The 24,118-nt window shown below is 75.8% G+C and carries 21 protein-coding genes and 1 riboswitch; of the genes, 11 read left to right on the top strand and 10 right to left on the bottom strand.

Annotated elements, in window-relative coordinates; genetic code table 11:
• Both ftsL and rsmH read right to left on the bottom strand, forming a co-directional pair.
• A partial coding sequence (gene ftsL / locus AC27L3_RS28625) for a cell division protein FtsL (RefSeq protein WP_487236962.1) occupies nucleotides 1-586 on the bottom strand: 586 nt, incomplete at its 3' end.
• Nucleotides 583-1,542 carry a 16S rRNA (cytosine(1402)-N(4))-methyltransferase RsmH gene (rsmH, locus tag AC27L3_RS28630; protein ID WP_487236963.1) on the bottom strand — a complete coding sequence of 320 codons (960 nt, stop codon included), beginning with the start codon at nucleotides 1,540-1,542 and terminating at the stop codon, nucleotides 583-585. The genes ftsL and rsmH, both read right to left, overlap by 4 nt.
• A 294-nt stretch (nucleotides 1,543-1,836) precedes the next feature.
• Between rsmH and AC27L3_RS28635 the strand changes: the two genes are divergently transcribed.
• The 4 genes from AC27L3_RS28635 to AC27L3_RS28650 all read left to right on the top strand — a co-directional run bounded on the left by AC27L3_RS28635 (nucleotide 1,837) and on the right by AC27L3_RS28650 (nucleotide 7,322).
• A complete protein-coding gene (locus AC27L3_RS28635; protein ID WP_487236964.1) occupies nucleotides 1,837-2,394 on the top strand; it encodes a beta-class carbonic anhydrase in 558 nt (185 codons plus the stop codon).
• Nucleotides 2,395-2,590: 196 nt separating this feature from the next.
• Nucleotides 2,591-3,601, top strand: coding sequence for an AAA family ATPase (locus AC27L3_RS28640; RefSeq protein WP_487236965.1), 1,011 nt, complete (start codon nucleotides 2,591-2,593; stop codon nucleotides 3,599-3,601).
• Complete coding sequence (locus AC27L3_RS28645) at nucleotides 3,601-4,965, top strand: DUF58 domain-containing protein (protein ID WP_487236966.1); 1,365 nt, start codon at nucleotides 3,601-3,603, stop codon at nucleotides 4,963-4,965. The genes AC27L3_RS28640 and AC27L3_RS28645 overlap by 1 nt, the downstream gene beginning before the upstream one ends.
• Nucleotides 4,962-7,322 carry a transglutaminase TgpA family protein gene (locus tag AC27L3_RS28650; protein ID WP_487236967.1) on the top strand — a complete coding sequence of 787 codons (2,361 nt, stop codon included), beginning with the start codon at nucleotides 4,962-4,964 and terminating at the stop codon, nucleotides 7,320-7,322. The genes AC27L3_RS28645 and AC27L3_RS28650 overlap by 4 nt, the downstream gene beginning before the upstream one ends.
• 82 nt (nucleotides 7,323-7,404) lie before the next feature.
• Here AC27L3_RS28650 and AC27L3_RS28655 read toward each other — a convergent pair whose 3' ends face one another.
• Together AC27L3_RS28655 and AC27L3_RS28660 are read right to left on the bottom strand one after the other, a co-directional pair.
• Entirely contained in the window at nucleotides 7,405-7,788 is a 384-nt protein-coding gene (locus AC27L3_RS28655; RefSeq protein ID WP_365968291.1) for a DUF3040 domain-containing protein, read from the bottom strand.
• A gap of 282 nt (nucleotides 7,789-8,070) precedes the next feature.
• Nucleotides 8,071-8,826, bottom strand: a complete 756-nt coding sequence (locus tag AC27L3_RS28660; protein ID WP_487236968.1) for a class I SAM-dependent methyltransferase — start codon at nucleotides 8,824-8,826, stop codon at nucleotides 8,071-8,073.
• Nucleotides 8,827-9,063: 237 nt separating this feature from the next.
• Here AC27L3_RS28660 and AC27L3_RS28665 point away from each other — a divergent pair, with 237 nt between their 5' ends.
• From AC27L3_RS28665 to AC27L3_RS28680, 4 genes are all read left to right on the top strand, one after another.
• A complete protein-coding gene (locus AC27L3_RS28665) occupies nucleotides 9,064-9,897 on the top strand; it encodes an ATP-binding cassette domain-containing protein (RefSeq protein WP_487236969.1) in 834 nt (277 codons plus the stop codon).
• Nucleotides 9,869-11,995 carry a YhgE/Pip family protein gene (locus tag AC27L3_RS28670; RefSeq protein ID WP_487236970.1) on the top strand — a complete coding sequence of 709 codons (2,127 nt, stop codon included), beginning with the start codon at nucleotides 9,869-9,871 and terminating at the stop codon, nucleotides 11,993-11,995. Before AC27L3_RS28665 ends, AC27L3_RS28670 begins: the two co-directional genes overlap by 29 nt.
• Nucleotides 11,996-12,030: 35 nt before the next feature.
• Entirely contained in the window at nucleotides 12,031-12,645 is a 615-nt protein-coding gene (locus tag AC27L3_RS28675; RefSeq protein WP_487236971.1) for a TetR/AcrR family transcriptional regulator, read from the top strand.
• 281 nt (nucleotides 12,646-12,926) lie between these two features.
• Entirely contained in the window at nucleotides 12,927-14,426 is a 1,500-nt protein-coding gene (locus AC27L3_RS28680) for a phytoene desaturase family protein (RefSeq protein WP_487236972.1), read from the top strand.
• A gap of 255 nt (nucleotides 14,427-14,681) precedes the next feature.
• On the opposite strand, the gene AC27L3_RS28685 is transcribed toward AC27L3_RS28680, so the two are convergent.
• The 5 genes from AC27L3_RS28685 to AC27L3_RS28705 all read right to left on the bottom strand — a co-directional run bounded on the left by AC27L3_RS28685 (nucleotide 14,682) and on the right by AC27L3_RS28705 (nucleotide 19,148).
• Nucleotides 14,682-15,605 (bottom strand): hypothetical protein, encoded by a 924-nt coding sequence (locus tag AC27L3_RS28685; protein WP_487236973.1) that lies wholly within the window; start codon nucleotides 15,603-15,605, stop codon nucleotides 14,682-14,684.
• Between the two features lie 41 nt (nucleotides 15,606-15,646).
• Nucleotides 15,647-16,564, bottom strand: coding sequence for a methylenetetrahydrofolate reductase [NAD(P)H] (gene metF, locus AC27L3_RS28690; protein ID WP_344439303.1), 918 nt, complete (start codon nucleotides 16,562-16,564; stop codon nucleotides 15,647-15,649).
• Nucleotides 16,565-16,683: 119 nt separating this feature from the next.
• The gene (gene thiE / locus AC27L3_RS28695) at nucleotides 16,684-17,340 is read right to left on the bottom strand and encodes a thiamine phosphate synthase (protein ID WP_487236974.1); all 657 of its coding nucleotides are present in this window, start codon (nucleotides 17,338-17,340) and stop codon (nucleotides 16,684-16,686) included.
• 115 nt (nucleotides 17,341-17,455) lie between these two features.
• A complete protein-coding gene (locus tag AC27L3_RS28700) occupies nucleotides 17,456-17,821 on the bottom strand; it encodes an Rv2175c family DNA-binding protein (protein WP_344439307.1) in 366 nt (121 codons plus the stop codon).
• 76 nt (nucleotides 17,822-17,897) lie between these two features.
• Nucleotides 17,898-19,148 (bottom strand): NAD(P)/FAD-dependent oxidoreductase, encoded by a 1,251-nt coding sequence (locus AC27L3_RS28705; protein ID WP_487236975.1) that lies wholly within the window; start codon nucleotides 19,146-19,148, stop codon nucleotides 17,898-17,900.
• Between the two features lie 131 nt (nucleotides 19,149-19,279).
• Nucleotides 19,280-19,391, top strand: a riboswitch (TPP riboswitch).
• Here AC27L3_RS28705 and thiO point away from each other — a divergent pair.
• From thiO to AC27L3_RS28720, 3 genes are all read left to right on the top strand, one after another.
• Entirely contained in the window at nucleotides 19,389-20,567 is a 1,179-nt protein-coding gene (gene thiO, locus AC27L3_RS28710; RefSeq protein WP_487236976.1) for a glycine oxidase ThiO, read from the top strand. It overlaps the preceding riboswitch by 3 nt.
• Nucleotides 20,564-20,773, top strand: coding sequence for a sulfur carrier protein ThiS (gene thiS / locus AC27L3_RS28715; RefSeq protein WP_487236977.1), 210 nt, complete (start codon nucleotides 20,564-20,566; stop codon nucleotides 20,771-20,773). The genes thiO and thiS overlap by 4 nt, the downstream gene beginning before the upstream one ends.
• A 4-nt stretch (nucleotides 20,774-20,777) precedes the next feature.
• The gene (locus AC27L3_RS28720) at nucleotides 20,778-21,575 is read left to right on the top strand and encodes a thiazole synthase (protein WP_487236978.1); all 798 of its coding nucleotides are present in this window, start codon (nucleotides 20,778-20,780) and stop codon (nucleotides 21,573-21,575) included.
• A 1-nt stretch (nucleotide 21,576) separates the two neighbouring features.
• Here AC27L3_RS28720 and AC27L3_RS28725 read toward each other — a convergent pair whose 3' ends face one another.
• A complete protein-coding gene (locus AC27L3_RS28725) occupies nucleotides 21,577-24,117 on the bottom strand; it encodes a glycosyltransferase (RefSeq protein WP_487236979.1) in 2,541 nt (846 codons plus the stop codon).
• Between the last annotated feature and the right edge of the window lies 1 nt (nucleotide 24,118).

The following is a 24,118-nucleotide window of genomic DNA, read 5'->3' on the forward strand; positions in this document are numbered from 1 at the left end:
GCGGCACCGTGCTGGTCACCGGCGGCCTGGGCGGGCTGGGGCTGCGGGCGGCGGGCGCACGGCCCGCGGGCACGCGCCCGCCCGCGGGCGCCGTTCCCGGAGCGGCCGGCGGCGCGGCGGGCGCCTGCGGGGCCACGGCCGCGGGGGGCACGAGCAGCGGGTCGGGGGCGGTGGCCGGCTCGCGCGGCGGCGCGGGCGCGGTGTAGGCGGCCGGGGCGGCGGGGTCCTCGGTGCCGGCGGGCGCGGGGACGCCCCGTACGGTGCCGTCGGGGCCCAGGAAGGCCGGGCTGCCGCCGGGGACCATGCCCATCTCGCGGGCGCGGCGCTCCAGGGCGTCGGGGGCGGCGAGCTGGTCGACCTCCTGCTGCAGGGCCTGCTGCTCGTCGGTGAGCTCAGTGGTCTTGCGCTGCAGCCTGCTCAGCTCGAAGGAGCCCTGGTTGAGGGAGGAGTTGAGCAGCAGCAGGGAGATCAGCCCGGAGCCCAGCAGCACCACGACCAGCAGGACGAAGGGGGTGCGCCGGGCGCCGGCGGGCCCGGCCGGCAGGACCCGCGCCAGGCGGGTGCCGCGCCGGGCGGCCGGGCTCACCGGACGTCCTCGCGGATGCGTTCGACGCCGCGCAGCCGGGCCGGGGCGGCCCGCCGGTTCTCGGCGACCTCCTCCTCGGTGGGCAGCTCGGCGCCGCGCGTGAGGAGCTTCAGGCGCGGCTGGTACTCCTCGGGCACCACCGGCAGGCCGGGCGGGGCGGTGCTCGTCGCGCCGGCCGCGAAGACCGACTTGACGATGCGGTCCTCCAGCGACTGGTACGACAGCACGACGACGCGACCGCCGACGGCGATGGCCTTGACGGCGGCGGGGATGGCCGCCTCCACGCTGGCCAGCTCCCCGTTGACCTCGATGCGCAGGGCCTGGAAGGTGCGCTTGGCCGGGTTGCCGCCGTGCCGCTTGGCGGCCTGCGGCAGGGCGTCGCGGATGAGCTCCACGAGCCGGGCGCTGTTGGTGAAGGGCTCCTTCTCGCGCTCGCGCACGATGGCGGCGACGATGCGCTTGGCCTGCTTCTCCTCGCCGTACGCGCGCAGGATGCGCACCAGCTCGCCGGGCGGGTAGCTGTTGAGGACCTCGGCGGCGCTCATCCCGGTGGTCTGGTCCATGCGCATGTCCAGGGGGGCGTCCTGGGCGTAGGCGAAGCCGCGGTCGGCCTCGTCGAGCTGCATGGAGGACACGCCGAGGTCGAACAGGACGCCCTGGACGCGGTCGATGCCCAGGCGCTCGAGCACCTCGGGCAGCTCGTGGTAGACGGCCCGCACCAGCGTGGCGCGGTCGCCGTAGGGCGCCAGCCGCTCGGTGGCCAGGGCCAGGGCCGAGGGGTCGCGGTCGAGCGCGACGAGCCGGACGTCGGGGAAGGTCTTCAGCAGCGCCTCGCTGTGCCCGCCCAGGCCCAGGGTGCAGTCGACGACGACCGCGCCGGGGGCGGCGAGGGCAGGGGCGAGCATGTCCAGACAGCGCTGGAGCATGACGGGGACGTGTCGCGCGTTGCTGCTCATGCGCCCTTCAGTCGGCTACGGCGAGCGCGGCGGCACGCACCCGCCGGGTCCCCGCCCGCTCGAAGGGGAAGGGTTGCGGCCGGGCGCCGGGGAAGGGACGCCGGGACGAACCGGAGCGGGAGGAGGCCGAGGGGTACGTACGCACCGTGCCACGTGGTGGTTCTTCGGTTCCGGGGAGCGTCGGGCCTCCCACTTCGCGCCACTTTAGTGCACTCGTCCCCCCGGTCAACCAACCGACCAGCGCGTCCCGCTCGCGGGGTGCATCGCGGCAGGACGGCGACTACCTTGATCTCCATGTCGATATCGCAGCCGCCCTCGTCGTCGCCGTCCCCCGCCAGCCCGGAGCAGCACCGGTCCTCGGTCACCGACCGTCTGGTCGAGGCCAACGCCCGCTATGCCGAGCACTTCACCGACCCGGGCATGGACGCCCGTCCCGTCCTGAAGGTCGCGGTCGTGGCCTGCATGGACGCCCGCCTCGACCTGCACGCCGCGCTCGGCCTGCAGCTGGGCGACTGCCACACCATCCGCAACGCCGGCGGCGTGGTCACCGACGACATCATCCGCTCCCTCACCATCAGCCAGCGCGCGCTGGGCACCCGCTCCGTGGTGCTGATCCACCACACCGGCTGCGGCCTGCTCGACCTGACCGAGGACTTCCGCCACGAGATCGAGGCCGAGGTCGGCCAGCGACCGGTGTGGGCGGTGGAGGCGTTCAAGGACCTCGACCAGGACGTCCGCCAGTCCATGCAGCGCGTGCGCACCTCCCCCTTCCTGCCCCACCGCGACGACGTGCGGGGCTTCGTCTTCGACGTCACCACGGGAGCGCTGCGCGAGATCGACCCGCAGCCGTGAGGCCCCCGGCCGGGGCCGCGCACCCGGGCGAGTTATCCACAGGCGGTGACGGGACGCCGCGCGGGCGGACAGAATGCCGGAAGGACGCCCGGCCCGAAGGCGCGGTCGAAGCGTCCGTGCCACGGGGCTGGGCCGGGTGGAGTTCGTCGGGATGTCCGTCGGGCCCCGGTCCTTGGGACGGGCCGAGGAGGGCCGGGTGACGACCTACGACGAGCGAGCGGGCCTGAGCAGCGATCCGGGCGAGCTGACCGCGACGGCGGAGCGGGTGCGCCGGTCGGTGGAGAGCGTGATCGAGGGCAAGCCCGAGGTCGTCCGGATCGCGCTGACCGTGCTGCTGGCCGAGGGGCACCTGCTCATCGAGGACGTGCCGGGCGTGGGCAAGACGATGCTCGCCAAGGCGCTGGCCCGGTCGGTGGACTGCTCGGTGCGCCGCATCCAGTTCACCCCCGACCTGCTGCCCTCGGACATCACCGGGGTGAGCGTCTACGACCAGCAGCGCCGCGACTTCGAGTTCAAGCCCGGCGCGATCTTCGCGCAGATCGTCATCGGCGACGAGATCAACCGGGCCTCCCCCAAGACGCAGTCCGCGCTGCTGGAGTCGATGGAGGAGCGGCAGGTCACCGTGGACGGCCACACCTACGAGCTGCCCAGCCCCTTCATGGTGGTGGCCACGCAGAACCCGGTGGAGATGGAGGGCACCTACCCGCTGCCCGAGGCGCAGCGCGACCGCTTCATGGCCCGGGTCTCCATGGGCTACCCCGGCCCCGAGGCGGAGCTGCGGATGCTCGACCTGCACGGCGGCTTCTCCCCGCTGGAGGAGCTGCAGCCGGTGGCGCACGCCGACGAGGTCCTCAAGCTCGTCGACGCCGTGCGCGCGGTCCACGTCTCCGAGGCCGTGCGGCGCTACACGGTGGAGCTGGTCACCGCCACCCGGCACCACCCGGAGCTGCGCCTGGGCGCCTCGCCGCGGGCCACCTTGCATCTGATGCGCGCGGCAAAAGCCTCGGCCGCCCTGGCCGGGCGCGACTACGCGCTGCCCGACGACGTGCGCGCCCTGGCGGTGGCGGTGCTCGCGCACCGGCTGCTGCCGACCGCGCAGGCGCAGCTGAACCGGCGCACGGCCGAGCAGATCGTCGCCGACATCCTGCGGCACACCCCGCTGCCCGACCCGTTCGGGCAGCAGCCGCCGGGCGCCCGGAGACGGTGATGTCCCTCCTTTCCGGTCCGCCGGGGCGCACCGGCGGGCGCGGCGGGCTGCGGGCCGCCTTCGGCGGGCTGACCACCCGGGGCCGTTCCTTCCTCGCCGCGGGCCTGGCCGCCGCCGGCTGCGCCTACGTCCTCGGCCAGGCTGACCTGCTGCGGGTGGGTCTGCTGCTGGCCGTGCTGCCGGTGGTGTGCGTGGTGGTGCTGCATCTGACCCGCCACCGGGTCGCCGGCAGCCGGCAGCTGTCGCCGGCCCGGGTGCCCGCGGGCGGCGAGGCCCGGGTCGACCTGCGCGTGGAGAACGTCTCCCGGCTGCCCACCGGCCTGCTGATGCTGCAGGACCGCCTGCCCTACGTGCTGGGGCCGCGCCCGCGGTTCGTCCTGGACCGCATGGAGCCCGGCGCCCGGCGCGAGGTGTCCTACCGGATCCGCGCCGACCTGCGCGGCCGCTACCCGCTGGGGCCGCTGCAGCTGCGCCTGACCGACCCGTTCGGCATGTGCGAGCTCACCCGCGGCTTCAGCGCCCAGGACACGCTGACCGTGGTGCCGCGCACCGAGACGCTGCCGCCCCTGCGGCTGGGCGGCGAGGCCGCCGGCCACGGCGACGGCAGCCTGCGCTCCCTGGCCCTGGCCGGCGAGGACGACGTCATCCCCCGCGGCTACCGGCACGGCGACGACCTGCGCCGGGTGCACTGGCGCTCCACCGCCCGCCACGGCGAGCTCATGGTCCGCCGGGAGGAGCAGCCGCAGCGGGCGCACGCCACCGTGCTGCTCGACACCCGGGCGATCGCCTACGCGGGCGCCGGCCCCGACGCGCCGTTCGAGTGGGCGGTCTCCGCCGCCGCCTCCGCGGCCCTGCACCTGCTGGAGCGCGGCCTCGCCGTCCGGCTGCTGACGGACACCGGCGCGATCGTGCCGGGCCCGGACGGCTTCGGCGGCCCCGCCGGCCCCGGCCCGCAAGGAGCCGACGCGGCGGGCCTGCTGCTGGACACGCTCGCCGTCGTCGACCACTCCGAGGAGGACGGCCTGTCCGCCGCGTACGACGCACTGCGCACCGGCGGCGGGGCGGGCCTGCTCGTGGCCTTCCTCGGCGCCCTCGACGACGAGCAGGCCGCGGTGGCCGCGCGGATGCGACAGCGCGCCGGTACGGCCGTGGCCTTCGTCCTCGACAGCGTCTCCCGGCCCGTCCCCGCCCCCGGGCGCCCCGGGGGCCGGCCGGCCGCGGACCGCCTGGAGATCCTGCGCGCCGCGGGCTGGTCGGCGCTGGCCGTCGGTCCCGGCACCCCGCTGGCCGCGCTGTGGCGGCTGGCCGCCTCCCCCGAAGCACGCACGGCGGCGGCGAGCGGCGCGGCAAGGGGGCGGGCATGAGCGGGCGGACTCGACTGGCGATCTGCGGGCTGCTGGCCACCCTCGCCGCCTCCTGCGCCATGCTGCCGCTGGTCGAGCGGCCCGTGTGGGTCGCCCAGGCCGCCGTGCTGCTGGCCCTGCAGACCGCTGTCGGCGCCGCGGCCCGCCGGGTGCCGCTCGCCCGCTGGCTGACGCTCGCACTGCAGGCCGCGAGCACCGTGCTGCTGCTCACCCTCGCCTTCGCCCGCTCCCGGGCCGTGGCCGGGGTGCTGCCCGGCCCCGACGCCCTGGCCGGGCTCGGTGACCTGCTGCAGCAGGGCGCCCAGGACGTGGGCCGCTACGCCATCCCGGCCCCGGCCACGCCCGGCATCCGGCTGCTGCTCGTGGGCGGGGTCCTGGCCGTCGGGCTGGTGGTGGACGCACTCGCGGTCACCTTCCGCAGCGCGGCCCCGGCCGGGCTGCCGCTGCTCGCGCTGTACTCGATCGGGGCCGGGCTGGCCAAGGGCCACGCCGGCTGGCTGTGGTTCCTCGCCGCGGCGGGCGGCTACCTGCTGCTCCTGCTGGCCGAGGGCCGCGACCGCCTCGCCCGCTGGGGGCGGGTCTTCCCCGCCGGCACCCGGCCACCGGGCTCCTTCGGCGGCCCGGCCGCAACGGCCGGCGGGCCCGCCCTGGCCCCGGTGCGCACCGGGCGGCGCATCGCCGCGCTCTCGCTCGGCATCGCCCTGGCCCTGCCCGCCGTGCTGCCCGCCATCGGCGGCGGGCTGCTCGGGGCCCGTGACCGGGGCGAGGGCGACGGGCCGGGCGGCGGCACCATCTCCGCCGTCAATCCGCTGGTGTCCCTGCAGAACAGCCTCAACCAGCCGGAGAACCGCGAAGTCCTGCGCTACCGCAGCACCTCCCCGTCCGTGCAGGACCTCTACCTGCGCATCGTCGCCCTCGACCGGTTCGACGGCGCGTCATGGCGGGCCTCCGAGCGCCGTATCACCGACGTGCCCAGCCCCCTGCCGACGCCCGCCGGGCTGTCGCCGGCCACCCGGGTCACCCCGGTCGGCACCTCCGTCGCGGCAGCCTCCGGCTACGGCCAGAACTATCTGCCCATGCCGTATCCGGCCGCACAGGTCACGGCACCGGGCAAGTGGCGCTACGAGCCCGCCGGGCGGACGCTGGTCGGCGACCACGGCCAGACCACGCGCGGCGTGCGCTACCAAGTCACCAGCCTGCACGTGGAACCGACGGCCGCTCAGCTCGCCGCCGCCCCCGCACCGCCCGAGGACGTGCTGCGCGAGTACACCAAGGTGCCCTCGTCCCTGCCCGCGGTCGTCGGGCAGACGGCCCGCGAGGTGACCGCCGGCGCCGCGAACGCCTACGAGCAGGCCGTCCGGCTGCAGGACTGGTTCGCGGTCAGCGGCGGCTTCCGCTACGACACCGAAGCGGCCGCGGGCGGCGGCACCGACGCCATCACCCGCTTCCTGCGCGACCGGCAGGGCTTCTGCGTCCACTTCTCCTTCTCCATGGCCGCCATGGCCCGGACGCTGGGCATCCCCGCGCGGGTGGCCGTCGGCTTCACCCCGGGCACCCCGCAGTCGGACGGCTCGGTGTCGGTCGGCACCAAGGACGCGCACGCCTGGCCCGAGCTGTACTTCGAGGGGGCCGGGTGGACCCGGTTCGAGCCCACCCCGAGCCGGGGGACGACACCGGAGTACAGCGTGGCGCAGCAGGCCCCCGTGCCCGACCCGGGCGCCCCGCAGCCCGCTCCGCACCCGCGCTCGGTGCCGTCCGGGGCCCCGGCGGCCCCGCAGGGCTGCCCGCCCGAGCTGAAGAAGCTCGACGGCTGCACGGCCCCCGCACAGCAGGCGGCGGGCGGCGGCCTCGACGCCGGCCCCGGGCCGCTGACCGTGGTCGTGGTGGCCCTGGCGGCCCTGGCCGCCCTGCTGCTGCCGGCGCTGCCGCTGCTGTGGCGGGTGACGGTGAGGGGCCGGCGGCTGGGCGGGAAGGCCCCCGAGCCCACGCTCGCCGCCTGGCGCGAACTCACGGACACCGCGTGGGACTACGGTGCGCTCATCCACGATGACGCGGTGACACCGCGGATGGCCGTGGACCGGCTCACCCGCACCGCGGGCCTGGCCGGGGCCCCCGCCGAGGCGGCGGGGCGGGTGGCGGTGGCGGTGGAGCAGGTGCTGTACGCACCACCGGGGCGCGCCGGTACCACGGACGTCACGACCGTCACCGCCGATGTCGCCGTGGTGCGCGAGGCCCTGCGGGCGTCGGCCCGGCGCCGCGCCCGCATACGGGCCGTGCTGGCGCCGCGGTCCGCGGTGCGGTTGCTGTGGGCGGTGCGGGCCCGCTGGGCCCGGACCACGGCGCGGCTGCGCCGCTGAGCGCCCCTGCAGGGCGCCCTGTACGCCGTGGGGCCGGCGACGACGATGTCGTCCCGGCCCCGCGAGCGCAGAAGTGTCGGTATCAGTGGCCCTGCTCGTCGCGCCGGCGCTGCCAGCGCTGTTCGATGCGGTCCATCATGCCGCGCCGGCGCGGCATGTGGAGGCCGCCGCCCCGCTGGGGGGCCGCGCCGGGGCGCGGCGCCTTGCGCCAGCCCGTCACCGCCAGCACCGCGCAGCCGAGCATGACGAGGAAGCCGACGACGCTGATCCAGATGCGCTGGGCGACCATTCCGGCCATGAGGAGCGCGATGCCCACCAGAAAACCCGCGACCGCCTGGTAGACCCGTCGCCGGGTGTACGTGCGCAGGCCGCTGCCCTCGAGCGCTGTCGCGAACTTGGGATCTTCGGCGTACAGCGCTCGCTCCATCTGCTCGAGCATGCGCTGCTCGTGCTCCGAGAGCGGCACGGAGTCCTCCTACTCGTCGGTCGCGGGGGGCGACCGGGGTGCGACCCTTTCAGGATAGGCAGGGAATCGCCCCCGTGAAACCCGCCCCTGTGCGCCAATTCGGCCACCGGACCCGGTGTGCGAACGATGCCGTCGGGACGTACATTCCCTGCCCGCCGACCCGCCATGCCGGACGGTGTCCCTCGATCATACGGGGCGGACGCCCTGATCGGGCGGGCCGTGCACCGGCCGCCGCTGCGCCCGGTAGGGGCGCGGGGCGGTGCACGATTCGCCGGGCAGGCCCTAGCCGCGTTCCGCCAGGACGTGCAGCTGCGTGGCCACCGAGTGGAAGGCCGGCAGCTCGGCCACGGCGGCCTCCAGCTGCAGCAGGGCGTCCATCGCGCCCGGCTCGGCGTCGACGAGCACGCCCGGCACGAGGTCGGCGAAGACCCGCACGCCGTGCACCGCGGAGACCTCCAGCCCCGCGTCGGTGACGTAGGCCGAGAGCTGTTCGGCGGTGAAGCGGTGGGTGAGCGGGTCGCCGGCGCCCCACAGGCCGGCGGGGTCGGCGAGGGCCGTCCGTGCCTCGGTGAAGTGCCCGGCGAGGGCGCGGGCGAGGACGGCGCCGCCGACGCCGGCGGCGAGCAGGCTCAGGGTGCCGGAGGGCCGCAGGGCGGCGACGGCGTTGCGCACGGACTCGGCCGGGTCCTCGACGTACTCCAGGACGCCGTGGCACAGCACGGCGTCGAAGGCGTCGCGCTCGACGACGTCGAACAGGCCGTGGGCATCGCCCTGGACGCCGCGCACGAGGTCGGCGACGCCGGCCTCGGCGGCCCGGCGCTCCAGCGCGAACAGGGCATTGGGGCTGGGGTCGACGACGGTGACGCGGTGGCCGAGCCGGGCGAGCGGGACCGCGAACTTCCCCGAGCCGCCACCGGTGTCGAGGACCTCCAGGACCTGCCGGCCGGTGGCCTCGGCCCGGCGGCCGAGGGCGTCGCGCAGGACGTCCCGGACCACGGCGGTACGCAGGGATGCCCGGGGGCGCAGGGGGTCGGACACGGCGGATGACTCCTCGGCGGTGACGGCGGTGCGCTGATCGACCGTGCGGTGATCGGGGCCAGCCTACTAAGGCCGCCGTCCGCCCGCCGCCGACCGGCTCCCACCTGCGCGAACTCCCCTGGGCCGACCCCGGGTTGAGACCCGCGCGCCGCGTCCGCCATACTTTTTGCACTGACCGGTCAGTTCAAGCTCGATTCGGGCCTCGATTCGGGCTTCGCCGAGCGCATCGGAGGGCGCATGAGCAGCGGCACCGCACCGGACGGAACCACGGGCACCGCGGCCGCGATCGCGGCCCGCGGCCTGGGCGTCAAGGGCCCCCGTGGCTGGGTCTTCCATTCCGTGGACTTGAGCGCGCCACCGGGCTCGCTCGTCGCGATCGCCGGCCCCTCCGGCTCGGGCCGCACCTGTCTTCTGCTCACCCTCACCGGACGTATGCGCCCCGGCGCCGGGCACGCCGAGGTGGCGGGGCTGCCGCTGCCGCGCCGGATGGCGGCCGTGCGGCGAATGAGTGCACTCGCACACGTACCGGGCGTCGCCGAGCTCGACGCCTCGCTCACCGTGGCCGAGCACCTGCGCGAGGGCGCCCTGCTGCAGCAGCGCTTCGGCGGCTCCCTGCGCGGCCTGCTGCGACCGCGCGCCGGGCGCGCCGCGGCCGTGGCGGCCCGCACCGATGCCGCCCTGGCCGCGGCCGGGCTGGACGTCGAGGCCCTGCCCAAGGGCGCCCGGACCGTCGTGCGCGACCTGGGCCGGCTGCAGGCGCTGCGGCTCTCGCTCGCCGTGGCGCTGCTCGGCGAACCGCGGCTGCTCGCCGTGGACGACACCGACCTCAAGCTCTCCCCCGCCGAACGGCAGGCCGCCTGGGCGCTGCTGCGCTCGCTCGCCGCGCGGGGCGATGTGACGGTGCTCGCCGTGTGCTCCGAGGCGCCCGAGGGCGCCGTCGTGGTGCGCACCGATGCCGGCGGCACCGATGCCGATTCCACGGCCTCCACGACGTCCACGGCCTCCGCCACCTCCACGGCCTCCACCACGAAGGGAGGGGCGGATGCACTCGCCGAAGCTGGCCGCCCTTGAGCTGAAACGATTCGGCCGGGGCCGGCTGCCGCGGGCCGCGCTGGTGGCGCTCCTGCTGCTGCCCCTGCTCTACGGCGCCCTGTACCTGTGGTCGTTCTGGGACCCCTACGGCCGGCTGGACAAGGTGCCCGTCGCGCTCGTCAACGAGGACCGCGGCGCGACGGTGGACGGCAAGCGCCTCGCGGCGGGCGAGACCATCGTCCAAGGGCTGCGCGAGAGCCGGACGTTCCAGTGGCACGAGACGGATGCCGCGCGGGCCCGCGACGGGTTGGAAAAGGGCCGGTACTACCTCTCGCTGACCATTCCGGCCGGCTTCAGCGAGCGGCTCGCCTCCAGCTCCGGCGACCGGCCCGTCACCGGTGCCCTGCAGGTGCGCACCAACGACGCCAACAACTACATCGTCGGCCAGATATCGCGTTCCGTCTTCTCCGAGGTCCGCGCGGCGGCCTCCCGCAAGACCTCGCGCTCCTTCTACGACAAGATCTTTGTCTCCTTCTCCGGCATCCACGGCAAGACCGTCGAGGCGGCGCAGGGCGCCGATCGGCTGGGGGAGGGCATCGACAAGGCGGGCAAGGGCGCCGGCGACCTGAAGGACGGCCTGACCGAGGCCCGCCGCGGCAGCGGCAGCCTCGAAAGCGGCGTGGGCAAACTGCAGGACGGCGCCGGCACCCTGGACACCGCCTCGGGCGAACTCGCCACCGGCGCCGAGAAGGTGGCCGCCGGCACCCAGCAGCTCGCCGACAAGGTCAACCGCGCGGCCCGCGAGGGCGGCGCGTTCGTCAAGGACAACGCCGAGGAGATCGGGCGGACCGCCCGCCTGGTGGCGACCGCCGCCGGCACCCTGCGCGAGCACCTGTCCGACCTGCCCTCCCCCGCCACGGCGGCCGCCCTGGCCCGGGCCGCGGCGGACAGCGCGGACGCCCTGTCCGCCGCGTACGACAAGAGCTGCACGAGCGCCCCGGCCGACTTCTGCCCCGTCCTGCAGAAGGCCGTGACGGCCGCCCGCCGGTCGGCGGACGCGGCCGAACGCCTGCACACCCTCGTGCAGAACAAGAACGGCGAACTAGGCAAGCTCTCCGGCAAGCTGGAGACCCTGCGCACCTACGCCGGGCGCCTGGCCGACGAGGCCCCGCGCCTGGGGCAGGACATCGACAGTGCCGTCGCCAAGGTCAACGCCCTCAACGACGGCGCCCAGCGGCTGGCCGACGGGGCCGGCCGCATCCACCAGGGCGCCGGCCGCCTGCACAGCGGGCTGGGCGACGCCAAGGACGGCGCGGCCCGCCTCGACGGCGGCATCGGCAAGCTGCGCGACGGCGCGGACACCCTCGAAGGCGGCATGGTCAAGCTCTCGGACGGCTCGGCCAGGCTCGCGGACGGACTGCACGACGGCGCCGCGAAGATCCCCGACTACGGGCCGAAGGACCGCGACGCGCGCACCGACGTGATGGCCGACCCGGTCCGGCTGGCCTCCCAGGCCCTGCACAAGGCCCCCAACTACGGCACCGGGTTCGCCCCGTACTTCATCCCGCTGTCCCTGTGGGTCGGTGCGATGGTCGCCTACATGCTCATCCCGCCGCTCAACCGGCGTGCGCTGGCCGCCGGGGCGCCCGGCTGGCGGATCGCGCTCGCCGGCTGGCTGCCGGTCGTGGCCGTCGGCACCCTGCAGGCCGGCGCCCTGCTGGCGGTCCTGCACTGGGCGGTGGGCCTGCAGATGGCCGACGCGGCCGGCACGGCGGGCTTCCTCGTGCTGGTGGCGGCCTGCTTCGCCGCGATCGTGCAGTGGCTGGGCGCCCGCTTCGGGCCGGCCGGACGCATCCTCGTCCTGGCCCTGCTCATGCTGCAGCTGACCTCCGCGGGCGGCACCTATCCGGTGCAGACCAGCCCCGGTTTCTTCAACGCCCTGCACCCCTTCCTGCCGATGAGTTACGTCGTCGACGCGCTGCGGCACCTGATCACCGGCGGCCCGTCGGCGCCGGTGTGGCAGGCGTGCGGCGTCCTGGCGGCGTTCACCGCCGGTGCGCTGGCGCTGACGGCATGGGCGGCGCGCGGCAAACAGGTCTGGTCCGTGGACCGGCTGCACCCGGAGCTGAGTCTGTGAGCGCGCAGGCGGTCGGTCCGGGGAGAATCTCCGGCATGGACAGCAGCGGTACGCGCCGGCAGAACACCCGGCGCCGGCTCTTCGAGGCAGCGGTCACCCTCATCGCGGAACAGGGCTTCTCCTCCACCACGGTGGACGAGATCGCCGAGCGCGCCGGCGTGGCCAAGGGCACGGTCTACTACAACTTCGCCAGCAAGACCGTCCTCTTCGAGGAGCTGCTGCGGCACGGCATCGAGCTGCTGACCGACTCCCTGCAGGCCGCCGCCGACGACACGGCCCGGCGCGGCGGCAGCCGCGTGGACGCGCTCGACGCGATGATCCGCGCGGGCCTGGACTTCATCACCCGCTATCCGGCGCTGATGCAGCTGTACGTGGCGGAGCTGTGGCGCACCAACCGGGCCTGGCAGTCGACGCTGATGCAGGTGCGGCGCAAGGCGATCGCGGTCATCGAGTCGGTGCTGCGGGACGCGGTCGCGGGCGGCGAGCTGAGCGAGGAGCTCGACGTGCCGCTGACGGCCTCGGCGTTGTTCGGCATGGTGCTGGTGGCGGCACTGGACTGGCAGTCCTTCCAGCCGGAGCGGTCGATCGACGAGGTGCACTCGGCGCTCTCGCGCCTGCTGCAGGGCCGCGTCAGCGGCACACGGCAGTAAGGCCGTGACGGTGCGGGCCGATCCCCCTCGGCCCGCACCGCCACGGCTCTCCCCCGTGTTCCCCCCGTGCTCCCCCTGGTCTCCCCCGTGCTCCCCCGTCGCGTCGAGGGCCGCCGGGGCCGTTCCGCCGCCCCGTGCCGGCGGGCGCCGGCCCCGGCGGTTCCCTTTCCGCGGGCTCCACTCTCGCGCAACGGGTGGGGCCGGCCCATCCGTGCACGTACTCATCCGCGGGCCTGAGTACGGGTACTCAGACGCCTCCGGCCTGCGGATAGAGTCGGCGCATGGCACGGATTGTGGTGATCGGCGCCGGGATGGGCGCGATGGCCGCCGCCGCCCGGCTCGCCGTCGCGGGTCACCGGGTGGCGGTGTACGAGCGGTCGGGTACGTACGGCGGGGGCCTGGGGCGCCTGGAGCGGGACGGGTTCGTCTTCGACACGGGGCCGGGGCTGCTGCACCTGCCGGCCGTCTACCGCGACCTGTTCGTCAAGACGGGCAAGGAGTCGCTGGAGCAGAGCCTGGAGATGGTCCAGGTCGACCCGGCCGCCCGGCACGTCTTCGCCGACGGCACCTCCTTCGCCCTGCCCGACGCCTCCCGTGCCGGTGTCGTGGCCGCGCTGGACGCCGCCGTCGGCGCCGGGGCGGGCGAGCGCTGGAGCGAGCTGATGGTCCGTGCGCGCGAGGTGTGGGACGCCACGCGCCGGCCGCTGCTGGAGGAGCCGCTGCGGCCGGAGCGCATCGGCCCCCTGGGGCAGGACCCCTACCCGGCGCCGCGCCGGCGCGGGCTGCTGCGGCGCGCCGCCCCCACCACGCTGGCGCAGGTGGGGGCGCGGGAGTTGAAGGACCCGCGCCTGGTGGCGCTGCTGGAGGGCCATGCCCTGGCCCACGGCCTGGATCCGCGCACCGCGCCCGCGAGTGCGGCCGTCCTGCCGTACATGGAGCAGACCTTCGGCACCTGGTACGTGCGCGGCGGGCTGCGCACTCTGGCGCAGGCCCTGTACGAGCGGTGCCGGGCGCGGCGCGTGGAGTTCTTCTTCGGCGCCGAGGTCGTGGACGTGGTGGAGAAGGACGGCAGGGCGGCCGGGGTGCGCCTGGCCGGCGGGGAGGTCGTCGAGGCGGACGCGGTCGTGGCGGGCGTCCCGCCGCAGCGGCCGGCGGCGCTCGCCCCCGGCGCCGGCGAGCCGGTGGGGCCGGTGGCCGCGGGCCGGTTCGGCGTGTTCCTGGCCCTGCGCGGCGCGCGGCCCGCGGGTACGGCGCACCGCACGGTGGTGCACGCCCCGGACAGGGCCGCGGAGCTGGAGGGCGTCTTCGGTGCGCGCGGCGGGACCGCCCACCTGCCGACGGTGACCGTGCTGCGGCCCGACGACGCGGGCACCTGCCCGGACGACGGCCACGAAGCGGTGACGCTGACCGCGACGGTGGCCCCGCAGGGCCGCGGCGTGGACTGGACGGATGCGGCCACGGCCGCCGCGTGGGCGCAGCGGATGATCGAGGCCGCCGGGGCGGCGGTCGAGGGGCTGGGCGAGCGGGTGCTGTGGCGCGAGGTGCGCACCCCCGCGGACATCGAGCGCGAGACGGGCGCCGTGGGCGGCGGGGTGCCCGCGCCCGTACTGGCCGGTGCGCAGGGCGCGTTCCTGCGGCCGGGCACGGCGGCGCCGCTGCCCGGGTTGTACCGGGTGGGCGGTTTCGCCCACCCCGGCGGCGGGCTCGCGCACGCCGGGATGTCGGGGGCCCTGGCGGCCGGACTGATCGTGGAGGGCGCCGACTTCCGCGGCTCCCAGTGAGGACCTGCGGCCGCCAGGGCCCGTCCGGCGGATCACGCAGCGCCCCGTAGGGGCGCGGGGCGTTGTCGATCTGCGGCTGCCGCCGCGCGGGCGCGACAAGCCACGACGCGCCCGCAGACAGGGTGCTTCGCCCCGGTCTCGGGGTGACGCGCCGACCGCGGGCCGTCGCCGGCCGATCGCGCCCACGCGGCGGCAGCCACAGATCGGGCCCTGCCCCGCGACGAAGATCCGCCGGACAGGGCCTGGGTCAGGAGGTCAGTAGCGGTAGGGCTGTTCGTCGTGGCCCTGTCCCTGGCCGGGCAGGTGCTGCGGCGGGTAGGGCGGCTGCTGGCCGGCCTGCGGGGCCGCGTCGGTGTCGCGCTGCTGCGGCACCCACACGCCGCCGGGCGGGGTGTCCATGTCGTAGCGCTGCCCGCCGTAGGCGCCCTGGCCGTATCCGCCGGAGCCGTAGCCCTGCTGTGCGTACGGCTGCTGCTGGCCGTAGGCGTCGTACTGCTCGTAGGACGGGGCGCGGTTGCCGATGTAGGGGTCGGAGTACGAGGCGTACTGGCCCTGGCCGTAGTCGAACTGGCCCGCCGGGACGCCGTCGTGGGCGGGGGTCTCCGCGGCCGGCTGCCGGCCGTAGTCGTAGCCGCCCTGGCCGGGGGCCGGGTAGCCCATGGGGTGGGGCTGCTCGGCGGTCGGCTGCTGGGGCACGCCCGCGTCCAGGACCGGGTCGAGCAGCGCGGTGGCCTCGGCGGCCGGGGGCTCCTGGACGGCGGTGAGGGCGCCGGGGCCGTCGGCCGGCAGGGTGACGTCGGGGGCCGCGGCCGGCGCGGGGGCGGGTGCGCCGCGGCGCTCGCCCTTGCGGCGGCGCCCGGCGCGTGCCGCCGCCCGGCCGCCGGGGGCCGGGGCCGCGGCGGAGGGCGGGGCGTCGGGTGCGTCCCCGCGGCGCAGGGCCCAGCCCATGGTGAAGCCGCGGCGGAAGGAGAGCGTGACGAAGGTCTGGCCCACGGCGAAGGCGATGGCGCCCACGACGATGACGGCCACGGACGGGAAGACCACGCCCGCGACCACGCCGAGGAAACCGGCGAAGGCGAGCAGCCGCCAGCGCAGGCGCGCCTTGTACTGCAGCAGCACCTCGGCCAACAGCCAGAGCGCGACAACACCGAACGCGATGTAGAGGACCGTCCAGCCCATTAACGCCCCTCTCGTTCGGCCCGCCGCTGTCCGGCCGGCCTTCAGGACCGCTGGTGCAGTCCCAGATTCTCGTAGATTTCCAACGTCGCCGTGGAGTGGTTCAGGGTAATGAAGTGCAACCCGGGAATCTCCTCGGCCATCAACCGGGCACACAACCGGGTCGCGTACTCGATCCCGACCGAGCGTACAGCGGCCGCGTCGCCTTGCACCGCGAGGATCCGCTCGGCGAGGTCGGAGGGGAACGTCGCGTTGCTGAGCTGTGCGAATCGTTCGATCTGGCGGACGTTGGTGACCGGCATGATCTCCGGGATGATCGGGGTGTCGCAGCCGGCGGCGGCCACCCGGTCGCGCAGCCTGAGGTAGTCCTCGGCGTGGAAGAACATCTGGGTGATGGCGAAATCGGCACCTGCCCGGCATTTGGCCACGAAGTGCCTGACGTCCGTCTCCCAGTCGGTGGAGCGCGGGTGCATCTCGGGAAAGGCGGCCACGCCCACGCAGAAGTCGCCCGACTCCTTGATCAGCCGCACCAGCTCGGCGGCGTAGCGCACGCCCTGGGGGTGGCGCACCCACTCGCCCATGGGGTCACCGGGCGGATCGCCGCGCAGGGCGAGCATGTTGCGGATGCCCACGTCCGCGTACTGCCCGATGACGTTGCGCAGCTCGGCGACCGAGTGGTTGACGGCCGTCAGGTGGGCCACGGGGGTGAGGGTGGTGTCGGTGGCGATGCGCTCGGTGGCCCGAACCGTACCCTCGCGCGAGGAGCCGCCGGCGCCGTAGGTCACGGAGACGAAGGTGGGTGCCACCGCTTCGATGCGCCGGATGGCGTTCCACAGCGTCCGCTCGCCCTTTTCCGAGCGGGGCGCGGCGAACTCGAAGGAGTACGAACGCTCGCCCGAGGCGAGCAGCTCACGGATGGTGGGCGCGTGGTCCGTCCTGGTGGACGCTGTGCCAAGGGCCATACCGGCAAGTTAACCCGCGTCCCGACCCGGCCCCAACCGAGTTCGGCTTTATGTCCGATTCGCCGATGGTGATCCGTCAATCGTCCCAGTACGTGGACAGGCCGCGTACCGGGAACCGGTCACAGGTCGTAGGCGCGGATGCGCCGGGCGAGGTCGGCGGCGGCCGCCCCCGGGTCGTCCGCCTCGGTGATCGCCCGCACCACGACGACCCGCCGGGCGCCGGCGTCGAGCACCTGCTCCAGGTTGCCCGCGTCGATGCCGCCGATGGCGAACCAGGGCCGCTCGGGCCTCAGCGCCGCCGCGTGGCGGACCAGGGACAGGCCCGGGGCGTGGCGGCCGGGCTTGGTCGGGGTGGGCCAGCAGGGGCCGGTGCAGAAGTAGTCCACGCCGGGCTCGGCCACGGCCGCCTCGACCTCGGCCTCGGCGTGCGTGGAGCGGCCGACGAGCACGTCGGGCCCCAGGATCGCCCGGGCCGCGGGCACCGGCAGGTCGCCCTGGCCCAGGTGCAGGATGTCCGAGCCGGCCGCGTGCGCGACGTCGGCGCGGTCGTTGACGGACAGCAGCCGGCCGTGCCGGCGCGCCGCCTCGGCGAAGACGGCGAGGTGCTCGAGCTCCTCACCGGCCTCCATGCCCTTGTCGCGCAGCTGGATCGCGTCCACCCCCGAGGAGAGGACCGCGTCGAGGAACTCCGGCAGGTCGCCCTGGCGCTTGCGGGCGTCCGTGCACAGGTACAGCCGGGCGTTCGCGAGCCGCTCGCGTGCTGCGGCGACGGGCATGGGCGGTGGCTCCCCCCGGTCGGCGGCGGTACGGGCCCGGGGCGCGCTGCCCCGGGCCCGTACGCCGGACGGTGTCAGTGGTTGCGGTGATGCAGGTCGTACTACGGGTGCCGGCTCAGACGGCCAGTGCCTGGGCCCGGCGCTTGACCTCCGTGCCGCGATTCTCCCGCAGCGCGTCGGCCGGGGTGCCGGGCAGGGTCGGGTCGGGGGTGAAGAGCCACTCCAGCATCTCCTCGTCGCTGAAGCCGTCGTCCCGCAGCAGCGTCAAGGTCCCGGCGAGGCCCTTGACCACCTTGCCCTCGCCGATGAAGGCGGCGGGCACCATGAGCACTCGGTTCTCGCCCCGGCGGACGGCGATCAGCTGGCCCTCCTTGACCAGCTGCCGCACGCGCGTCACCTCGACACCGAGCTTCTCGGCGATGTCGGGGAGGTTGAGCCAGGCAGGAACGAGAGCATCGATCTTCGTGTCAATCTCGGTCACAGGGACAAGCCTGCCATCCGGGACTGACAGCCGGTAGCCGGGTTGACCCGAGCCGGGCCCGCAAGTCGCCCGCAGGTCACTCCACCGGCCGCCCGGCGGGGGTCAGGACGGCCGCCTTCAGGGGCACCGCGGCGTCCCGCGCCTTCTCCCGGTCCAGGGCGGCGCCCTGCTCGACGAGCTTGCGGCCCTGGGCCAGGTCGCGCGGCCGCCCCACGGCCAGCAGCGCCACCAGGACGTCCCCGCGCAGCCAGCACACCGTCCAGGCCGCGCCCTGCGGATCGCCGCGCCACAGCAGCTCGTCACCGGGCGCGCGGTGCCCGGCGTACTGCACGAAGCGCCCGAACTGCTCGGACCAGAAGTAGGGCACCGGGTCGTAGACCGGGCTCTCCTCGGGGCCGTGGACGATGTTCGCGGCCACCGTGCGCGGGCCCTGCAGGGCGTTGTCCCAGTGGTGCACCATCAGCCGCTCGCCGTAACGGGCGGAGGGGAAGGAGGCGCAGTCGCCGACCGCGTAGACGCCCGGCAGCGAGGTGCGCAGCCGGTCGTCGGCGCGCACCGAGCCGTCCTCGGCGAGCTCGACGCCCGAGCCGGCCAGCCAGCCGGTGGCCGGCCGGGCGCCGATGCCCACGACCACCGCGTCGGCGGGCAGCCGCGTGCCGTCGGCGAGGACGACCGCGCCGGCCTCCACGGCCGTCACCGGCGTGCCGGTCAGCAGGCGCACGCCGCTCTCCTCGTACCAGGCGGCCATGGGCGCCGCGACCTGAGGCGGCAGCGCCCCCGGCAGCACCTGGCCGGCGGCCTCCACCACCGTCACCTCGCAGCCCGCCTCGCGGGCGGCCGTGGCGAACTCCGCACCGATCCAGCCCGCCCCCACCGCGACGAAGCGGCGCCGCTCGGTCAGCAGCGGGCGCAGCAGGGCGGCGTCGTCGAAGGTGCGCAGGACGTGCACGCCCGGCACGTCCTCGCTGCCGGGCAGGGCCACCGCCTCGGCGCCGGTGGCGATGACCAGAATGTCGTAGGGCACCTCTCCCGCCGGGGTGAGCACCGTGCGCTCCTCGGCGCGCAGCCCGGTGGCGCCCGTGCCCAGGCGCACGTCGATGCCGAGCGAGCCGAAGTCCACGGCGAAGGCGGAGTCCTCTGCGGTGCCCAGCAGCACGGCCTTGGACAGCGGGGGGCGGTCGTAGGGCGGGTGGGGCTCGGCGCCCAGCAGCGTGATGCTGCCGGTCCAGCCCTGTTCGCGCAGGGCCACGGCGGTCTGCACGCCCGCCATGCCCGCTCCGACGATGACGACGCGGCGGTCACCGGAGGTGTTCGTCTGCTCGCTCACCCGATCAACTGTAGGCCCGCGGGCCGTGCGCGCCGGAGCACCCGTGGGCGAGACCTCTGACACAGCGTCACCCCCGCCGGGCGCACCGCCGCCTTCCGGGCGGCCCGCGGCCCGTACTAGGGTGGCAGGCTGCAAGCACTCGCGGGAGCCCGGCGCACCGGGCTGAGAGGGAGGCTGGACGGCCTCCGACCGTACGAACCTGATCCGGGTCATGCCGGCGAAGGGAGGGGCTGGACGCCCATGCACGCTGCGAACGGCACGTCCGACACATCCTGCGACGTCCTGGTCATCGGCGGCGGAATCATCGGCCTGGTCACGGCCTGGCGCGCCGCACAGCGCGGCCTGGCCACGGTCGTGGCCGACCCGGAGCCCGGCGGGGGTGCGGCACGCGTGGCCGCCGGCATGCTCGCCGCCGTCACCGAACTGCACTACGGCGAGGAGACGCTGCTCGCCCTCAACCTCGCCTCCGCCCGCCGCTACCCGGCCTTCACCGCGGAACTGCACGAGGCCACCGGCCTCGACACCGGCTACCGCGCCTGCGGCACCCTCGCCGTCGCGCTCGACGCCGACGACCGCGCCCACCTGAAGGAACTGCACGCCCTCCAGCAGCGCTGCGGCCTGCAGTCCCAGTGGCTGTCCGGGCGCGAGTGCCGCCGGCTCGAACCGATGCTCGCCCCCGCCGTCCAGGGCGGCCTGCGCGTCGACGGCGACCACCAGACCGACCCCCGGCGCCTGGCCGCCGCCCTGCTCCTCGCCTGCGAGCGGGCCGGGGTGACCTTCCACCGCTCCCCCGCCGTCCGGGCCCTGCTCGCCCGCGGCCGGGCCGCCGGCGCCGAGCTCGCCGACGGCACCCGCGTCGCCGCGGACCGGACGGTCCTGGCCGCCGGCAGCCACAGCGGCCGCCTCACCGGCCTGCCCGAGGAGGTGCTGCCGCCCGTACGGCCCGTCAAGGGCCAGGTGCTGCGGCTGCGCATACCCGGCCCGTACCGGCCGTTCCTCTCGCGCACCGTACGGGCCGTGGTGCGCGGCGGCCACGTCTACCTCGTCCCGCGCGAGAACGGCGAACTCGTCGTCGGCGCCACCACCGAGGAACAGGGCTGGGACACCACCGTCACCGCCGGCGGCGTCTACGAACTGCTGCGCGACGCCCACGAACTGGTGCCCGGCATCACCGAACTGCCCCTGGTGGAAACCCTCGCCGGGCTGCGCCCCGGCTCCCCCGACAACGCCCCGCTGCTCGGCCCCACCGCCCTGCCCGGCCTGCACCTCGCCACCGGCCACCACCGCAACGGCGTCCTGCTCACCCCCGTCACCGGCGACGTCATGGCCGAGGTCCTCACCGAGGGACGGCTGCCCGCGGAGGCCCGCCCCTTCTCCCCCCTCCGCTTCACCCCCGCACTCCAGGAGCAGCCCGCATGACCACCCACGTCATCAGCGTCAACGGCGAGCGCCGGGCCGTCCCGGCCGGCACCACCCTCGACGGCCTGGTGGCCACCCTCACCACGGCGCACAGCGGCGTCGCCGCCGCCGTCAACGAGGCCGTCGTACCGCGCGGCCAGTGGCCGCAGACCACCCTCGGCGAGGGCGACCGCGTCGAGGTCCTCACCGCGGTCCAGGGAGGCTGACCCCATGGCGGACGACCTGCTCACCATCGCCGACACCACCTTCACCTCCCGCCTCATCATGGGCACCGGCGGCGCCCCCAGCCTGGAGGTCCTCGAACGCGCCCTCCTGGCCTCCGGCACCGAACTGACCACCGTCGCCATGCGCCGCCTCGACGCCACCGTCCGCGGCTCGGTCCTCTCCGTCCTGGAGAAGCACGACATCCGCGTCCTGCCCAACACCGCCGGCTGCTTCACCGCCGGCGAGGCCGTCCTCACCGCCCGCCTCGCCCGCGAGGCGCTCGGCACCGACTGGGTCAAACTGGAGGTCATCGCCGACGAGCGCACCCTCCTGCCCGACCCCATCGAACTCCTGGACGCCGCCGAGATCCTCGTCGACGACGGCTTCACCGTGCTGCCCTACACCAACGACGACCCCGTCCTCGCCCGCAAGCTGGAGGACGTCGGCTGCGCCGCGATCATGCCCCTGGGCGCCCCCATCGGCTCCGGCCTGGGCATCCGCAACCCCCACAACTTCCAGCTCATCACCGAACGCGCCACGGTCCCGGTGATCCTCGACGCAGGAGCCGGCACCGCCTCCGACGCGGCCCTGGCCATGGAACTCGGCTGCGCCGCGGTGATGCTCGCCTCGGCGGTCACCCGGGCCCAGGAACCCGTCCTGATGGCGGAGGCGATGCGCCACGCGGTCGAAGCCGGCCGCCTCGCCCACCGCGCAGGCCGCATCCCCCGCCGCCACTTCGCCGAGGCCTCCTCCCCCACGGAGGGCCTGGCAACCCTGGACCCGGAACGACCGGCATTCGTGTGAGTCACAGTGCCCCCGCCCCCGACACCCGCCGGTAGGCCGCCCATTGGGCTGCGGCTATGCGGTCCCAGTCCAGGTGCGCCACCGCTGCCGGGCCCCGGGCGCCCAGGGCCCGGCAGCGGGCCGGGTCGCCGGTGAGGGAGGTCAGGGCGGCCGCGTAGGCGTCGAGGTCGCCGGGGGGTACGCGGACGCCCACGGCGTCGGTGACCAGGTCGCGCAGGCGGGGGATGTCGAAGGCCAGGACCGGGGTGGCGGTGGCCAGGGCCTCGGCGGCGACCATGCCGAAGGTCTCGTACCGGCTCGGTACGCACACCAGCCGCGCTGCGGCCAGCAGCTCGAAGCGGGCGGGGCCCTCGACGCGGCCCAGCCAGTGGACGCGGTCGGCTATGCCCAGGTCGGCGGCCAGGGCGCGCGCGGTGCGGGCGTCCGGGCCGTCGCCGGCGACGTGCAGGTCGGCGGGGGTGTGCGGGGCGGCCAGGGCATAGGCGCGCAGCAGCAGGTCCAGGCCCTTGGAGGTCGTCTCCAGCCGGCCGAGGTACAGCACGTGGTCGCCGCGCCGGGCGGCGCAGGCGGTGAAGGCCGCCGCGTCGACCCCGTTGGGGACGACCTCCACCCGGGCCGTGGGACGGCGCCTGCGCAGTTCCGCGCCCAGGCCGTCGCCGACCGCGAGCAGGGTGGTGTGCGAGGCGAGCCCGCGCCGCTCGACGGCGCCGAACGGCAGGTGGAACTCGCGGGCCTTCTCGGACGCGAACAGCCACTGCACCACTCCGACGACCGGCCTGCGCGTGAGGTACGGCACGCACACGGAGGAGAAGGGGGCGGCGAAGTCCTCGACCACGATGTCCGGGTCGTGCCGGCGCACCAGCCACGGCAGCCGGGTGACGACGACCGCGAAGTAGGCGATCTGCGCGGCGAAACGACTGCGCACCAGCGGCCCCGGATGCGCGGGCAGCGGTACGTAACGGACGCCGTCGCGCACGGTCGCGGCGGCGCCGGGCCAGGGGGCGACCACGACGGTCACCTCCACGCCCCGCGCGGCCAGCCGCCGGTTGACCTCGTGGGTACGCACCGAGCCGCCGCCAGCGCCCGGCCGCCGGGGGTCCTCGAAGCCCAGGTGGAGCACGCGGTACGGGCCGGATCGGCGGGGCCGGGAGCGTACGGCCGCGGCGGCGCCGGCCAGCACGGCGAGCGCCGCACCGCTCCACAGGGCCGGGTACGGCCGCAGCGCGAGCAGCGCGCAGCAGGCGAGGGCGCCCGCCGCGAGCGGGCCGAGGGCCCCGGCGACCGGTCCGGTGCCGGGCACGCGGCGCCGGGCCCGGCCCACCGTCACCACGGCCACTGCCGAGGTGACGGCCGCCGCGCTCCACGCCAGCGCCCGCACGTCGCAGGAGGCGACGGCGTAGCCGGCGCCCCCCAGCAGGCAGGCCACGGCGAGCGGCACCACGACCGGCCGGGCCGGGCCCCACGCCTGGAAGACGACCGTCACCAGCATGACGGTCGCGCTCGCGAATCCGGCGAGGGCGAGCGGGGGCAGCAGCACGAGGGAGGCCGTGTACTGCTCGGGCAGCACCAGCCCGGCGACCGCGCCGGGGCAGGTCGCGATCGTCACCGTGACGGCACCGCCGGCAATCCAGTGCTGCCGCAGCGCCGTGCGGAAGCCCTCGCCGCCCGCGCCGGGGCCTGCCGCGGCCAGCCGGGGGAAGACCACGGTGGCCAGCGCGGTCGCCAGGAACAGCGGCACGCGGGCGAGGACCAGCAGCGCCTGGTACGGCGCCAGGTCGGCCGAGCCGCCGCGCACCGAGGCGGCGACGACCACGTCGGACGTGAACAGCACGCACACCAGCAGCTGGATGCCGCCGATGCGGGCCGCGTGCCGCCACAGGCCGGGGGAGCTGGCGGCCTCCTCGCCGGCACCCGGTGCCGCCAGGTCCCGGCGCAGGGCGGCGAGCCCGGCCGCGGTGGTGACCGCCGCGCCCGCCGCGAAGGCGCCGAGCGCCCCCGCGGCACCCCACCCGGCGCCGACGCCCGCGACGGTGACGGCGATGCGTACGGCCACCTCGCCGACCCGCAGCGCGCCCAGCCGGGCGAAGTGCTCGCGCCCCTGCAGGTAGCCGGCGCCGACGGAGTTGAGCCAGATCGTCACGCACGCGGCCGCCAGTGCGGCAACCGCACCCGGCCCGGCGTACGAGGCGACGGCCGCACAGGCCACGACGGCCGTCGCCAGGGACAGCCCGAGGGCGAGCCACAGGCACGAGCGCACCGCCCGCCGGCGCCGCGCGCTGCCGGGCGCACCGGCCGCCACTTCCCGGGCCAGCACCCAGGGCACGGTGGCGCCGGCCAGGGTGCCCACGCTCAGCAGCACCGAGGAGACGGCGGAGTAGACGGTGAAGTCGCGGGGGGCCAGGAGGCGGACGAGGAGAAGGGAGAGCCCGTAGTTGCCCAGGCCGACCGCGACGGTGGCGGCGGTGAGCAGCAGGGCTCCGGGGACGCGGCCGGCGCGGGCGAGGGCGGCCCCGGCGGGGGCGGGCGCGGTGGTCGTCTCCATC

The sequence above is a fragment of the Streptomyces sp. PKA51 genome (assembly GCF_057552455.1).

Bases quoted from the DNA above. Each gene is read 5' to 3' on its own strand.
- AC27L3_RS28725 (WP_487236979.1), bottom strand. From the start codon at position 24,117: ATGGAGACGACCACCGCGCCCGCCCCCGCCGGGGCCGCCCTCGCCCGC.
- metF (WP_344439303.1), bottom strand. From the start codon at position 16,564: ATGGCCCTTGGCACAGCGTCCACCAGGACGGACCACGCGCCCACCATC.
- AC27L3_RS28645 (WP_487236966.1), top strand. From the start codon at position 3,601: ATGTCCCTCCTTTCCGGTCCGCCGGGGCGCACCGGCGGGCGCGGCGGG.
- AC27L3_RS28675 (WP_487236971.1), top strand. From the start codon at position 12,031: ATGGACAGCAGCGGTACGCGCCGGCAGAACACCCGGCGCCGGCTCTTC.
- AC27L3_RS28650 (WP_487236967.1), top strand. From the start codon at position 4,962: ATGAGCGGGCGGACTCGACTGGCGATCTGCGGGCTGCTGGCCACCCTC.
- AC27L3_RS28670 (WP_487236970.1), top strand. From the start codon at position 9,869: ATGCACTCGCCGAAGCTGGCCGCCCTTGAGCTGAAACGATTCGGCCGG.
- thiO (WP_487236976.1), top strand. From the start codon at position 19,389: ATGCACGCTGCGAACGGCACGTCCGACACATCCTGCGACGTCCTGGTC.
- rsmH (WP_487236963.1), bottom strand. From the start codon at position 1,542: ATGAGCAGCAACGCGCGACACGTCCCCGTCATGCTCCAGCGCTGTCTG.
- AC27L3_RS28720 (WP_487236978.1), top strand. From the start codon at position 20,778: ATGGCGGACGACCTGCTCACCATCGCCGACACCACCTTCACCTCCCGC.
- thiE (WP_487236974.1), bottom strand. From the start codon at position 17,340: ATGCCCGTCGCCGCAGCACGCGAGCGGCTCGCGAACGCCCGGCTGTAC.
- AC27L3_RS28680 (WP_487236972.1), top strand. From the start codon at position 12,927: ATGGCACGGATTGTGGTGATCGGCGCCGGGATGGGCGCGATGGCCGCC.
- AC27L3_RS28685 (WP_487236973.1), bottom strand. From the start codon at position 15,605: ATGGGCTGGACGGTCCTCTACATCGCGTTCGGTGTTGTCGCGCTCTGG.
- AC27L3_RS28665 (WP_487236969.1), top strand. From the start codon at position 9,064: ATGAGCAGCGGCACCGCACCGGACGGAACCACGGGCACCGCGGCCGCG.
- thiS (WP_487236977.1), top strand. From the start codon at position 20,564: ATGACCACCCACGTCATCAGCGTCAACGGCGAGCGCCGGGCCGTCCCG.
- AC27L3_RS28635 (WP_487236964.1), top strand. From the start codon at position 1,837: ATGTCGATATCGCAGCCGCCCTCGTCGTCGCCGTCCCCCGCCAGCCCG.